The sequence below is a fragment of the Streptomyces sp. NPDC034099 genome (assembly GCF_055575415.1).
Window position 1 is genome coordinate 199,862 of the sequence record NZ_JBVISR010000008.1, and the last position, 13,434, is coordinate 213,295.

General features: G+C 73.6%; 9 protein-coding genes. 4 read left to right on the forward strand and 5 right to left on the reverse strand.

Annotated features, from left to right (window positions below):
* Positions 1 to 48 precede the first annotated feature (48 nt).
* Entirely contained in the window at positions 49 to 1,212 is a 1,164-nt protein-coding gene (locus ACZ56V_RS23565; RefSeq protein WP_467380079.1) for a M23 family metallopeptidase, read from the forward strand.
* 37 nt (positions 1,213 to 1,249) lie between these two features.
* Positions 1,250 to 2,776 (forward strand): CYTH and CHAD domain-containing protein, encoded by a 1,527-nt coding sequence (locus ACZ56V_RS23570; protein ID WP_468944952.1) that lies wholly within the window; start codon positions 1,250 to 1,252, stop codon positions 2,774 to 2,776.
* 58 nt (positions 2,777 to 2,834) lie between these two features.
* Here the strand turns inward: ACZ56V_RS23570 and ACZ56V_RS23575 are convergent, their stop codons facing one another.
* Positions 2,835 to 3,203: a hypothetical protein gene (locus ACZ56V_RS23575; protein WP_104630042.1), complete on the reverse strand. Its 369-nt coding sequence runs from the start codon at positions 3,201 to 3,203 to the stop codon at positions 2,835 to 2,837.
* 210 nt (positions 3,204 to 3,413) lie between these two features.
* Here ACZ56V_RS23575 and ACZ56V_RS23580 point away from each other — a divergent pair, with 210 nt between their 5' ends.
* Positions 3,414 to 5,960: a discoidin domain-containing protein gene (locus ACZ56V_RS23580; RefSeq protein ID WP_467380074.1), complete on the forward strand. Its 2,547-nt coding sequence runs from the start codon at positions 3,414 to 3,416 to the stop codon at positions 5,958 to 5,960.
* A 64-nt stretch (positions 5,961 to 6,024) separates the two neighbouring features.
* On the opposite strand, the gene ACZ56V_RS23585 is transcribed toward ACZ56V_RS23580, so the two are convergent.
* From ACZ56V_RS23585 to ACZ56V_RS23600, 4 genes are all read right to left on the reverse strand, one after another.
* A complete protein-coding gene (locus tag ACZ56V_RS23585) occupies positions 6,025 to 9,399 on the reverse strand; it encodes a pyruvate carboxylase (RefSeq protein ID WP_468945222.1) in 3,375 nt (1,124 codons plus the stop codon).
* Positions 9,400 to 9,528: 129 nt separating this feature from the next.
* The gene (locus ACZ56V_RS23590; RefSeq protein ID WP_468944956.1) at positions 9,529 to 10,530 is read right to left on the reverse strand and encodes an ACP S-malonyltransferase; all 1,002 of its coding nucleotides are present in this window, start codon (positions 10,528 to 10,530) and stop codon (positions 9,529 to 9,531) included.
* On the reverse strand, positions 10,527 to 11,813 hold the full coding sequence (locus ACZ56V_RS23595; RefSeq protein WP_467380070.1) for a beta-ketoacyl-[acyl-carrier-protein] synthase family protein: 1,287 nt from the start codon (positions 11,811 to 11,813) through the stop codon (positions 10,527 to 10,529). Before ACZ56V_RS23595 ends, ACZ56V_RS23590 begins: the two co-directional genes overlap by 4 nt.
* Entirely contained in the window at positions 11,810 to 12,088 is a 279-nt protein-coding gene (locus ACZ56V_RS23600; protein WP_356369179.1) for an acyl carrier protein, read from the reverse strand. The genes ACZ56V_RS23595 and ACZ56V_RS23600 overlap by 4 nt, the downstream gene beginning before the upstream one ends.
* 472 nt (positions 12,089 to 12,560) lie before the next feature.
* Here ACZ56V_RS23600 and ACZ56V_RS23605 point away from each other — a divergent pair, with 472 nt between their 5' ends.
* Positions 12,561 to 13,430, forward strand: coding sequence for a CAP domain-containing protein (locus ACZ56V_RS23605; RefSeq protein ID WP_468944961.1), 870 nt, complete (start codon positions 12,561 to 12,563; stop codon positions 13,428 to 13,430).
* Positions 13,431 to 13,434 lie beyond the last annotated feature (4 nt).

Here is a 13,434-nt window from a genome sequence, read left to right on the forward strand (position 1 = left end):
GAGGCGATAGCGTCCCCTCGTGAGTATCACGTCCCGGCGAGCGGCCAGATGAACGACGAGCGGCTGACCGTGGCGCAGACGCCCGACGGCACGGACGGCCCCCGGCCGGCCGGGAACCGGCCGGAACCACCAGGACCGCCGGACCAGTCGGACCGGCCGGAGCAGCCGGAGCAGCCCCGCAGGCGAAAGCGCCGCGGACCGGGGCCCTTCACCCTGTTGCTGCTGCCCGGACTCCTGACCGTCACCGGTGTGGCCGCCTTCCTCGCGCTGGGCGGACTGCCCGACCCGTGGCCCGACGACTCCGACACCGGCACGTCCGCCGGGGCCGACATCGATCCCTCCTACGTCCCGTGGCTGCGCAAGGCCGCCTCGGCCTGCACCGTCCTTGAGCCGTCCGTGCTCGCCGCGCAGATCGACCAGCTCTCGGGCTGGGTCGACGACTCTGACGAACTCTCGGGCCAGAAGGGCATCGCCGCCTTCACCGACAGCGAGTGGCGGACCTGGGGCAAGGACGACGACGGGAACGGGAAGTCCTCGCCCCGCGATCCGGCGGACGCCATCATGGCGCTGGGCCGGCGGGACTGCTCGCTGGCGAAGAAGGTCACCGAACTGCGCACCGAGGGCCGGGTCAGCGGCGACCTCGTGGAGCTGACCCTGGCCGCGTACGCCGCCGGACCGGACGCCGTGACCGAGGCGGGACGCGTACCCGCGGGGGCGAAGACGTACCTCGACGAGGTCCAGGCCCTGCTGCCGCGTTACGAGGCACTCGACCGGGAGGACTCCGGCGGCGGCGCGGGCGGCCCCGCGGGTGCCCTGCTGACCGCGCCGGTGAGCCCCCTCACCATCACCTCGCCCTTCGGGTCGCGGGAGCACCCGCTGACCGGGGTGACCAAGCTGCACACCGGCGTGGACTTCGCCGCCCCGCAGGGCGCGCAGGTCGTGGCGGCACGGCGGGGCCGCGTCGTGTTCGCCGCGCTCACCAGCGCCTACGGCAACCGCATCGTGATTGACCACGGGACCATCCAGGGCAAGCGGGTGGAGACGACGTACAGTCACCTCTCCTTGCTGGGCGTGGCCGTGGGACAGACCGTGGAGGCCGGGACCCCGATCGGACGGGTCGGTTCCACCGGTCTGTCCACCGGCCCCCACCTGCACTTCGAGGTCATCCTCGACGGGTACTACACCGATCCGCGCCCCTGGCTGGCCACGTAGGGGGTTTGATCCGGCGGATCGTGTCGAAGACCTCAGCATGACCCAGTCGAAGCGCGAGACAGAGCGGAAGTACGAACCCCCCTCCGGCGGCGTCGCCGGACTGCCCGACCTCACCGGTGCCGGGCCCGTCGCCTCGGTCACCACGGCCGGGCCCGAGGAACTCGACGCGGTGTACCACGACACCGAGGATCTGCGGCTCGCCCGCTCCTCGGTCACGTTGCGCCGCCGGACGGGCGGTCCGGACGCGGGCTGGCATCTGAAGCTGCCGCTGGCCGGGGACACCCGGGAGGAGGTGTGGGCCGCGCTGTCGGACGACGTGCCCGAGTCGCTGCGCGAGCTGGCCCTGTCCCGCACGCGGGGTGCCGAGCTGCGGCCGGTCGTACGCATCCGGTCCACCCGGACCGTGCGCCGGCTGCGGGACGCGGACGGCAGGGTGCTCGCCGAGCTGAGCCTCGACGAGGTGCGCGCGGACGCGTCGGCGTCCGGGGGCGGCCGCGCCGAGTGGGGCGAGCTGGAGGTCGAACTCGCGGACGGTGTGCCCGCCGGGCTGCTGGACGTCGTCGAGAAGAGGCTCCGCAAGAAGGGGATCGTCCGCGCCGACTCCCCGTCCAAGCTCGCCCGGGCGCTGCGGGAGACGGGGGCGGAGGTGGAACGGGAGCCTCGCTCGGCGGCGGTGCCCGGGTCTGCGGGCGCGTACGTGCTCGCGTATGTGAGCGAGCAGGTGGGCAAGCTGGTGTCGCTGGATCCGGCGGTCCGCGGTGACCTGCCCGACGCGGTGCACCAGATGCGGGTCACGTGCCGACGGCTGCGCGGTTGCCTGCGCTCGTACCGGTCGGTGCTCGACCGGCGGGTCACCGATCCCCTGCGTGCGGAACTGCGCTGGCTGGCCGGCGAGTTGGGAGCGGCGCGGGACCAGGAGGTGCTGGGCGAACGGATCGGCGCCGCGGTGGCGGAGCTGCCGGACACACTCGTCCTGGGTCCCGTGGCCGCCCGGCTGCGCGTCTGGGAGGTGTCCCAGGGCGGCGAGGGGCGGTCCCGTACCCGGGAGGCTCTGGCCACGCCCCGCTATCTGCGTCTGCTGGACGCGCTGGACACCCTGGTCCGGCGACCGCCGCTGCGCGCCAAGGCCGCGGGGAAGCCCGCTCGTACGATGGCCCGGGCGGTGCTCAAGGAGTACGGCCGTCTCTCCGGACGGATGGAACGCGCCATGGCGCGGCCGGCCGGCCGGTCGCGGGAGGCGGAGCTGCACGAGGCGCGCAAGGCTGCCAAGAAGCTCCGCTACGCGGCCGAGGTCGCGCGGCCCGCGCTGGGCAAGCCGGTGGCCCGGCTCGGCAGGCGTGCCAGGGCGGTGCAGCGACTGCTCGGTGACCACCAGGACGCCGTGGTCGCCCAGGACGCATTGCGGGAGTTGGCGGTGGCCGCCCACGGGGCGGGTGAGTCGGCGTTCACCTGGGGGCTGCTGCACGGCCTCGAACGGGCGGGGGCCGAGGCCCGGCGGCAGGAGCTGCCCGGAGTGTGGCAGGCGGCGTCGGACCCCGCGCTGCGCGCACCGCTCGAACACTGAACGGCGGTGCCGTCTCGGCGGGCCGGCCGCTTCGTGCGCCCTACGGCACGGGCCGCTCTCACGCGGCGCGCGCCCGCTCCGGCAGCGCGCGCAGCGGCGCCGCCGGGGTGCGGGTGGCGCTGACCCGGTAGGTGATCCGGTCCGGGTCGGCGAGCGGTTCGCCGAGGGTGATCCGGCCCGCGGCGTGCAGCGCGTCGCACTCGGCGGTCGGCAGCGCGGCGTAGCAACCGCCCCGGCCGGTGGCGGAGTCCAGGGGGCGCCAGTAGCTGTATCGGCGCCGCCCGTCCGCCCGCACCGTGACGAAGACGGGTGTGCGCGCGTCGGTGACGATGCGCAGGATCTCGGTCTCGGCGGCACCGATCCGGGCGGGGCGCCTGGCACCACGGAAGTCGGCGGTCTGCGGACGGGCGGCGGCGGTGAGCGGCATCGGCGGTGGCCTTTCCAGGTCAGTGACTCGAGAACGCCTACCCGGTCCTGCCGGAGTTGATCTCGATGGACCGCATTCTTCAGCACGGCACTGACAACTCCTGTCCGGAGTCTTGCCGGATCAAAGCCTCACCACTTAAATCACACCTTGAACTAAGCCGCTGCGTCACGCGGTTGACCGGTCCTGTCCGCATCCCCAGAAAGCGCCCGCATGAGACTGAGATCCTTGGGTGTCGCGCTCGTCGCCACGGCGGCGCTCGTCACCCTCCCCGCCCCGATGACGGCCACCGCGGCCGACACTCCCCTCTCCCAGGGCCGGACGGCCACGTCGTCGTCGGCCGAGAACGCCGGAACGCCGTCCGGCAACGCCGTCGACGGCGACAGGACCACCCGCTGGTCCTCGGCCGCGAGCGACGACCAGTGGCTCCAGGTCGACCTCGGCACCACCGCCTCCGTCACCCGGGTGGTGCTCGACTGGGAGGCGGCCTACGGCAAGGACTACAAGATCCAGCTCTCCCAGGACGGGAGCACCTGGAGCGACGCGAAGTCGGTCACCGGCGGCGACGGCGGCACCGACACGCTCGACGTGTCGGGCCAGGGCCGCTACGTCCGCATGCAGGGCGTCCACCGGGCCACCCCGTGGGGCTACTCCCTGTGGGAGTTCCAGGTCTTCGGCACCACCGGCGGCACCACGCCGGGCGGCTCGTGCGGCACCGCCAACGCCGCGCAGGGCAGGCCCGCCTCCGCCTCCTCCGTGGAGAACGCCGGGACACCGGCCGCCGCGGCCTTCGACGGCGACGCCGGCACCCGCTGGTCCAGCCAGGCCTCCGACCCGCAGTGGGTGCGGGTCGACCTCGGCGCCGTACGGGACCTGTGCAAGGTGGACCTGAACTGGGAGGCCGCCCACGCCAAGGACTTCCGGATCGAGGCCTCCTCGGACGGGCAGAACTGGCAGACGCTGAAGAGCGTCACCGGTGCCACCGGCGGCAAGGTCTCCTACGACGTCAGCGGCTCCGGCCGCTACGTCCGCGTGTACGGTACGGCCCGCGCCACCGGCTACGGCTACTCGCTGTGGGAGGTCGCCGTGCACACCGGCACCACCGGCACTCCCCCGGTCGAGGGCGGCGGCGACCTGGGGCCGAACGTCATCGTCGTGGACCCCGCCACGCCGAACCTCCAGCAGAAGTTCGACCAGGTCTTCGCCCAGCAGGAGTCCAGCCAGTTCGGCGGCGGGCGCTACCAGTTCCTGCTGAAGCCGGGCACCTACAACGGGATCAACGCCCAACTGGGCTTCTACACCTCGATCTCCGGTCTGGGCCTCAACCCGGACGACACGCAGATCAACGGTGACATCACCGTGGACGCGGGCTGGTTCAACGGCAACGCCACGCAGAACTTCTGGCGTTCGGCCGAGAACCTCGCCATCACCCCGTCCAGCGGCACCGACCGCTGGGCCGTCGCCCAGGCCGCCCCGTTCCGGCGCATCCACGTCAAGGGCGGCCTCAACCTCGCCCCCAACGGCTACGGCTGGGCCTCCGGCGGCTACATCGCCGACTCGAAGATCGACGGCACCGTCGGCCCCTACTCCCAGCAGCAGTGGTACACCCGGGACAGCTCGGTCGGCGGCTGGACCAACGGCGTCTGGAACATGACGTTCACGGGCGTCGAGGGCGCGCCGGCCGGCAACTTCGAGACCGGCCCGTACACCACGCTCGACACCACGCCGATCTCCCGCGAGAAGCCCTTCCTGTACCTGGACGGCAACGAATACAAGGTGCGCGTGCCCGCCAAGCGCACCAACGCGCGCGGCGTCTCGTGGCCCGCCAACGCCGGGGGCACCTCCCTGCCGCTCAGCCAGTTCTACGTGGTCAAGCCCGGCGCGACGGCGGCCACCATCAACGCCGCGCTCGATCAGGGCCTCAACCTGCTGTTCACGCCGGGTGTCTACCACATCGACCGGACCATCGAGGTCGACCGTGCGAACACCGTCGTGCTGGGCCTCGGGCTGGCCACGATCATCCCGGACGGCGGCGTCGACGCCGTGCACGTGGCCGACGTCGACGGCGTGCGGCTCGCGGGCTTCCTCATCGACGCGGGTCCGGTGAACTCCGACACGCTGCTGCGCATCGGGACGCCGGGCGGGAACGCCGACCACTCCGCCAACCCCACCACCATGCAGGACGTGTTCATCCGCGTCGGCGGCGCGGGACCCGGCAAGGCCACCGACTCCGTCGTGGTCGAGAGCGACGACGTGATCATCGACCACACCTGGATCTGGCGGGCCGACCACGGCGAGGGCGTCGGCTGGGAGACCAACCGCGCCGACTACGGCCTGCGGGTCAACGGCGACGACGTCCTCGCGACCGGGCTGTTCGTCGAGCACTTCAACAAGTACGACGTCTACTGGAGCGGGGAGCGCGGCCGGACCGTCTTCTTCCAGAACGAGAAGGCGTACGACGCCCCGAACGAGGCCGCCATCACCCACGACGGCATCGTCGGCTACGCGGCCTACAAGGTCGCCGACTCGGTGAACGTGCACGACGCGGTGGCGCTCGGCAGCTACTGCAACTACACGTCCGACCCGACGATCGTCCAGCACCACGGGTTCCAGGTACCGGTCAAGCCGGGTGTGAGGATGCGCAACCTCCAGGTGATCTCACTGGGCGGCATGGGCCAGTACCGCCATGTCGTCAACGACACCGGCGCGGCCACGTCGGGGACGGACACCGTGCCGTCCAAGGTCGTCCAGTTCCCCTGAGGCACGACGACGCGCCCCGCGGCGGTGCGGGGCGCGTCACCCACCGGGCGGGAAGCCCGGTCCCTCAGGCGAGTTGGACGAGGAGGTCGCCGCCCTCGACCTGCTGGATGCGGTTGATGGCGAGCCTGGTCACCGTGCCGGACTTCGGCGCGGTGATGGACGCCTCCATCTTCATCGCCTCGATGGTGGCGACGGTGGCCCCGGCCTCCACCTCGTCGCCCTCGTCGACGGCGAGGGTCACCACGCCGGCGAACGGGGCGGCGACATGGCCGGGGTTCGCCCGGTCGGCCTTCTCCGTCACCGGGACGTCGGAGGCCGCCGAGCGGTCGCGGACCTGGATCGGGCGGAGCTGGCCGTTCAGGGAGGACATCACGGTGCGCATGCCCCGCTCGTCGGCGTCGCCCACCGCCTGCAGCTCGATGAGCAGCCGGACGCCGGGGTCGAGGTCGACCGTGTACTCCTTGCCCGGGCGCAGCCCGTAGAAGAAGTCCTTGCTGTCGAGGACGCTGGTGTCGCCGAACGAGGCGCGATGCGTGTCGAACTCGCGGGCCGGTCCCGGGAACAGCAGCCGGTTGAGCGTCGCCCGGCGGTCCTTGTCCAGGCCGCTGCGGTCGTCCTCGGACAGCTCGGCGAGCGGCTTGGCCTCGGCGCGGCCCCGCAGCGCCTTGCTGCGGAACGGCTCGGGCCAGCCGCCGGGCGGGGTGCCCAGCTCGCCGCGCAGGAAGCCGACCACGGAGTCGGGGATGTCGAACCGGTCCGGTTCGGCCTCGAAGTCCGCCGGGGACACGCCCGCACCCACCAGGTGCAGGGCCAGGTCGCCGACCACCTTGGAGGACGGGGTGACCTTCACCAGGCGGCCCAGCATCCGGTCGGCGGCGGCGTACATCGCCTCGATGTCCTCGAAGCGGTCGCCGAGGCCGAGCGCGACGGCCTGGGTGCGCAGGTTGGAGAGCTGACCGCCGGGGATCTCGTGGTGGTAGACCCGGCCGGTCGGGGAGGCGAGGCCGGCCTCGAAGGGGGCGTAGACCTTGCGGACGCTCTCCCAGTACGGCTCCAGGTCGCCGACGGCCTGGAGGTCGAGGCCGGTGGGCCGCTCGGTGTGGTCGGTGGCGGCCACGATCGCCGACAGGGACGGCTGCGAGGTGGTCCCGGCCATGGACGCCACCGCTCCGTCGACGGCGTCCGCGCCGGCCTGGATCGCGGCCAGGTAGGTGGCGAGCTGGCCGCCGGTGGTGTCGTGGGTGTGCAGGTGCACCGGCAGGTCGAACTCCCGGCGCAGCGCGGAGACCAGCGTCGCGGCGGCCGGGGCGCGCAGCAGGCCGGCCATGTCCTTGATCGCCAGCACGTGCGCGCCGGCGTTCACGATCTGCTCGGCGAGCCGCAGGTAGTAGTCGAGGGTGTAGAGCCGCTCGGAGGGGTCGGACAGGTCGGCGGTGTAGCACAGCGCGACCTCGGCGACGGCCGTGCCGGTCTGCCGTACGGCGTCGATGGCGGGCCGCATCTGCTCGACGTCGTTGAGGGCGTCGAAGATGCGGAAGATGTCGATGCCGGTGGCGGCGGCCTCCTGCACGAAGGCGTCGGTCACCTCGGTCGGGTACGGGGTGTAGCCCACCGTGTTGCGGCCGCGCAGCAGCATCTGGAGGCAGATGTTGGGCACCGCCTCGCGCAGCGCGGCCAGCCGCTCCCAGGGGTCTTCGGCGAGGAAGCGCAGGGCCACGTCGTAGGTGGCGCCGCCCCAGCACTCCAGGGACAGCAGCCGGGGCAGGGTGCGGGCGACGACGGGCGCCACGGCGAGCATGTCCTTGGTGCGCACCCGGGTGGCGAGCAGCGACTGGTGGGCGTCGCGGAAGGTGGTGTCGGTGACGCCGATGGTGGACGACGCGCGCAGCCTGCGGGCGAAGCCCTCGGGGCCCAGTTCGGCGAGCGACTGCCGTGAGCCGGACGGGGGTTCACCGGCCGGCACGGCCGGCAACTTGGTCAGCGGGTCGATCAGCTCGGGGCGCTCGCCGTGCGGCTTGTTCACGGTGACGTCGGCGAGGTAGGTCAGCAGCTTGGTGCCGCGGTCGGCGGAGTGGCGGGCGGTGAGCAGGTGCGGGCGCTGCTCGATGAACGAGGTGGTGACCCGGCCGGCCTGGAAGTCGGGGTCGTCCAGGACCGCCTGGAGGAAGGGGATGTTGGTGGCGACGCCGCGGATGCGGAACTCGGCGACCGCGCGCCGGGCGCGGTTCACGGCGGTGGTGAAGTCCCGTCCCCGGCAGGAGAGCTTGACCAGCATCGAGTCGAAGTGGGCGCTGATCTCCGTACCGGCGTGGGTGGTGCCGCCGTCGAGGCGGATGCCGGAGCCGCCGGGCGAGCGGTAGGCGCTGATCTGCCCGGTGTCGGGACGGAAGCCGTTGGCCGGGTCCTCGGTGGTGATGCGGCACTGGAGGGCGGCACCGCGCAGGGTGATGTTCTCCTGGGCGAGGCCGAGGTCGGCGAGCGTCTCACCGGCGGCGATGCGCAGCTGGGACTGGACGAGGTCGACGTCGGTGACCTCCTCGGTGACCGTGTGCTCGACCTGGATGCGGGGGTTCATCTCGATGAAGACGTGGTTGCCGTCCCGGTCGACGAGGAACTCCACGGTGCCGGCGTTGCGGTAGCCGATCTGCCGGGCGAAGTTCACGGCGTCGGCGCAGATCCGCGCCCGCAGGTCCGGGTCGAGGTTGGGCGCGGGGGCGAGTTCGATCACCTTCTGGTGCCGGCGCTGCACCGAGCAGTCCCGCTCGAAGAGGTGGATGACGCCGCCCTCGCCGTCGGCGAGGATCTGGGCCTCGATGTGGCGGGGTTCGACGACCGCCTTCTCCAGGAAGACGGTGGAGTCGCCGAAGGCGGAGGCGGCCTCGCGGGACGCCGCCTCGATGGCCTCGCGCAGCTGGGCGGGCTCCTCGACGCGGCGCATGCCGCGCCCGCCGCCGCCCGCGACGGCCTTGACGAACACGGGGAAGCCCACGTCGTCGGCGGCGCGCACGAGTTCGTCCACGTCGGTGGAGGGCGCGGAGGAGCCGAGCACCGGTACCCCCGCTTCGCGGGCGGCGGCCACGGCACGGGCCTTGTTGCCGGTCAGTTCGAGGATGTGCGCGCTGGGTCCGACGAAGGTGATCCCGGCCTCCTCGCAGGCGCGGGCCAGTTCCGGGTTCTCGGACAGGAACCCGTACCCGGGGTAGACGGCGTCGGCCCCCGCACGGCGGGCGGCGCGGACGATCTCCTCCACGGAGAGGTACGCGCGCACCGGGTGTCCCGGCTCCCCGATCTCGTAGGCCTCGTCGGCCTTGAGCCGGTGCAGCGAGTTGCGGTCCTCGTGCGGGAAGACGGCGACGGTGCGCGCGCCGAGCTCGTAGCCCGCACGGAACGCACGGATCGCGATCTCACCGCGGTTGGCGACCAGCACCTTGCGGAACATTCTTGATCCCTTCAGCCTGCCGGGTGACGAGACCATGGTGTCGGCGCCGCCCTCGGTACGCCATGTGAGCCGGGCCACTCCCGGCCCCCTCATGAAGGCGCGCCGTCGCTGTCGGGTCAAGGGCCCTCGTCACCGCAGGGCGGCGGTGAGGCGGTGGCGGATGCGATCGACGCCGACCGGGGTGCGGGAGGGTGCGGCGGTGGTGCAGCCGGGCAGACCGGCCCTGGCCAGGGTGGACAGCAGCGCCCGGGGTCCGCTGTCGAGGTAGGTGGTGTAACCGGCCAGGCGCAGCGCGCGCAGGGTCCGGTGGAAGGCGAGCGGCTCGCAGAGGTGGGCGGCGGCCACGGTGCGCAGCTGGGCCGGGGTGCGGGCGGGCCCCGCCGTGGTGGCCGCGTACACGGGGAGCGCGGGCGGGGCGACGGGCTGGGCGCGCAGGAGGCGCCGGAAGGTCCGGTGGACCTCGGTGAGCAGGGGGTGGTGGTAGGCGGTGCGGCTGGTCAGCACGGTGGCGCGGCGGCCGAGCGCCTTGGCGGTGCGCCGGAGGGCGGCCAACTGGTCGTCGGGCCCGGCCAGGACCGTCTGGCCGGGGGCGTTGTGGGCGGCGATGCGTACCTGCGGCAGGTCCTCGGCGCGCAGCAGGTCGGTCGCCCGCTCGGCGGTCAGGTCGGTGGCCAGCAGGCCCGCCGCCGGGAGCGCCGCGTCGCGCAGCAGCCGGTCGCGGACGTGGAGCAGCCGGACGCCCTGTTCGAGGGTGATGGCTCCGGCCACGGTGAGCGCCGAGAGGTCGCCCACGCTGTGCCCGAGCACCGCGTGGACGGGCGGCGCCGCGAGGTCCAGCAGAAGGGTGGCGGAGGCGACCACGGCGGCGTAGGTGGCCAGGTCGAAGGCGAGGGGGTCGGTGCGCACGAGGCGGTCGGGGTCAGGTGCCGCGGCATCGGTGAGGAGGTGGCCGACGGGTGTCCGAGTGCCGCCGAGCGCGATGGCGTGGGCGTCCACCGTCCGCAGCACCCGCGAGACGGACGGGACCTCGCTCAGGTGGCGCAGGGCGCCGGGGACGTAAGCCCCCTGGCCGGGGCACATCAGCACGGTGCGCGGTGTGCCGCCGGCGGGGGCCGGGTGGTCGTTCCTCATGAGGCGTCGGCGAAGGCGAGCGCGACGTTGTGCCCGCCGAAACCCATGCTCGTGGTGACGGCCGCGAGGGGCCCGGAGGGCAGTGCCGCCGGGTCCCGGCCGACGACGTTCAGACCGATCTCGGGATCGATCCGTTCGAGGCTGCACGCGGGCGGTGCCGTCCTGTCCCTCAGGGCGAGGACGGTGAGGACGGCCTCGATGGCTCCGGCGGCGCCGAGGGTGTGCCCGAAGGCGCCCTTGGTGGCACTGACCGCCACGTCGTCGACTCCCTTGGCGAAGACGCTGTGCAGCGCCTGCGCCTCACCGAGGTCGCCGAGCGGTGTGGAGGTCGCGTGGGCGTTGATGTGCTGGACCTCCTCGGGCACGAGCCCCGCGTCGCACAGCGCGGCGCCGACGGCCGCCGCACAGCCCGTACCGCCGGGCGCGGGCTGGGCCACGTGGTGGCTGTCGTTGGTGATGCCCGCCCCGGTCAGCCGGCCGTGGACGCGGGCGCCGCGGGCGGCGGCGTGCGCGGCGCTCTCGACGACGAGCATGCCGGCACCCTCTCCCATCACGAAGCCGTCCCGGTCGGCGTCGAAGGGCCTGGACGCGCCCTTGGGGTCGTCGTGGCGCCGGGAGAGGGCCCGCAGCCGCGCGAACCCGGCGAGGGTCAGCGGGTGCAGCGCGGCCTCGGCGCCGCCCGCGACCACGAGGTCCGCGCGGCCGTCCCGGATCATGCCGAGGGCCTGGGCGAGGGCCTCGGCCCCGGAGGCGCAGGCGCTGACGGGGGCGTGCACGCCGGCCTTGGCGCCCACCATCAGCCCCACTTCGGCGGCCGGGTGGTTCGGCAGTATCACCGGGATGGTGCGCGGGCTCACCCGCCCCGCGCCCCGCGTCTCGAGGCGCCGGTTCTGCTCCAGGATGCTGGTGACGCCGCCCAGGCCGACCCCGACCACCACGGCGACCCGCGAGCCGCTCCCGGCGGGCTCCGACACGTCGGGGAACCCCGCGTCGCGCACGGCCTCGCGGGCGGCGACGAGGGCGAACTGCGCCGCGCGGTCGCAGTGCGCCGCCTTGGCGGCCGACAGGACCGTCCCGGGATCGACCGCCGCCGGGGCCGCGAGGTAGACCTGCGGGGGCCCGTCCGGTGCTCCGAAGTCGACGCGTTCGACGCCGCACACGCCGTCCAGCAGGGCCCGCCAGGTGGCGGGTACGTCGCCGCCCAGCGCGGTGGTCAGTCCCAGCCCCGTGACGACGGCGAACCGGTCCTCGGGGGCGGGGTCGGCCGCGTGCCGTGGGCTCACGCGGTGCCGCCCGCGGGGGCGGTGACGGCCGTGGCGAGGTGGGCGGCGATCTGCCGCACCGTCGTGAGCCGGTCCGCCTGCTCCTGGGGCACCTCGATCTGCCAGCGGTCCTCGATCGCGGCGACCAGTTCCAGCCGGGCCAGCGAGTCGACCCCCAGGTCGTCCTGGAGGGAGGAGTCGGGCTCGATCTCCTCCGCGGTCAGGTCCTCGACCGTGGCGGCCAGCAGGTCCCGCAGTTCGTCGAGCAGCTGTCCTTCGTCGGCGGTGGACGGCATGTCCGGTACCTCCTTGGTCGGTGCACGGCGCGCCCGGAGGCGGTGGGCGGGAGGACCCGGTCCCCTCGGGCGCGCCGTGCGGTGTCCGGCGACCTGCCGGTCCACGCCGACAGGCTGTCCGGCCGTCCGGCAGGGCAATCGCCGGGTACGGGGTGACGGCGGAGCGTCAGGGGCACGGGACGGGCTCCTGTGAGCACCCGTGTCCGCCCTTCACCTTGAAGCGCCCCGGGACGGACCGAGGGTGGCGGGCGGCGCGTGCGTAAGGGGGCAGGCGGGACTGGGGGTGGTGCCATACTTCCTCAACGGACTTTGGCGGCTCTTTTAAGGCTTTCTGAAGATGACCTTCGAACGGGCGTTTCCACGCCGGTCGGGTCCTAGGCTCTCGAACACCCCCCACGGTCCCGGTGGGCGCGGGCGCGTCCACCGGGTACGGGGCTCCGTCAGCCGACCGACAAGCCGAGGTGTCCTGCGTATGGGTTCCCGCCGAGCCGCTCGCCCGTCCCGCTCCCACGCCCGTCCCCGCGGTGGGCTCAGGACCCGCGGTACCGCGCTGGCGCTCGGCGCCGTCACCTTGACGGCGGGCGTCGGGATCACGCTGGCCGTCACCGACGGCGACGACGGCGGAGCCTCGGACCGGGTCGCCGCGAACGCCGCCGACCTGGCGCCGAACGCCGAGGACGCGGCGGGCGGTGCGGCACCGCTCGCGTCCACGTCGGCGAGCCCGAGCGCCACGGCGAGCGGCTCGCCGAGCCCGAGCGCCGAGCCGAAGAAGAAGCCGAAGAAGACGGCGAGCCCGACGACCAGCACCGCGAAGGCTCCGGCGCCCTCCTCGAAGACTCACGTCAAGGCCACCGCGAAGAGCGGCGGCGGGTCGGGCGGCGACGGGTCCGGTACGGGCAGCGGCTCCGGATCGGGCAGTGGGTCGGGCTCCGGTTCCGGCTCGGGCTCCGGCGCGACGAGCGGTGCCGAGGCGCAGGTCCTCTCGCTGGTGAACGAGGAGCGGGCGGCGGCGGGCTGCTCGCCGGTCACCGCGAACGACAAGCTGACGCGGGCCGCCGACGACTACAGCGACGTGATGGCGAGCAGCGGGGTGATGTCCCACACGGGTCCCGACGGCTCCACCATGGCGAGCCGGGTCGAGGCCGCCGGCTACCAGTGGTCGACCCTCGGGGAGAACATAGCCCGGGGCCAGGCGGACGCCGCCTCGGTGATGGACTCCTGGATGAACAGCCCCGGCCACCGGGCGAACATACTCAACTGCTCCTTCAAGGAGCTGGGCGTCGGCGTCCACTTCGGCGACGGCGGCCCCTGGTGGACCCAGGACTTCGGCACCGGCCGCTGACGCC

Excerpts from the sequence above, each read along its gene's own strand:
- ACZ56V_RS23605 (WP_468944961.1), top strand. The coding sequence starts at position 12,561 with ATGGGTTCCCGCCGAGCCGCTCGCCCGTCCCGCTCCCACGCCCGTCCC.
- ACZ56V_RS23575 (WP_104630042.1), bottom strand. The coding sequence starts at position 3,203 with ATGCCGCTCACCGCCGCCGCCCGTCCGCAGACCGCCGACTTCCGTGGT.
- ACZ56V_RS23600 (WP_356369179.1), bottom strand. The coding sequence starts at position 12,088 with ATGCCGTCCACCGCCGACGAAGGACAGCTGCTCGACGAACTGCGGGAC.
- ACZ56V_RS23570 (WP_468944952.1), top strand. The coding sequence starts at position 1,250 with ATGACCCAGTCGAAGCGCGAGACAGAGCGGAAGTACGAACCCCCCTCC.
- ACZ56V_RS23590 (WP_468944956.1), bottom strand. The coding sequence starts at position 10,530 with ATGAGGAACGACCACCCGGCCCCCGCCGGCGGCACACCGCGCACCGTG.
- ACZ56V_RS23585 (WP_468945222.1), bottom strand. The coding sequence starts at position 9,399 with ATGTTCCGCAAGGTGCTGGTCGCCAACCGCGGTGAGATCGCGATCCGT.
- ACZ56V_RS23580 (WP_467380074.1), top strand. The coding sequence starts at position 3,414 with ATGAGACTGAGATCCTTGGGTGTCGCGCTCGTCGCCACGGCGGCGCTC.
- ACZ56V_RS23565 (WP_467380079.1), top strand. The coding sequence starts at position 49 with ATGAACGACGAGCGGCTGACCGTGGCGCAGACGCCCGACGGCACGGAC.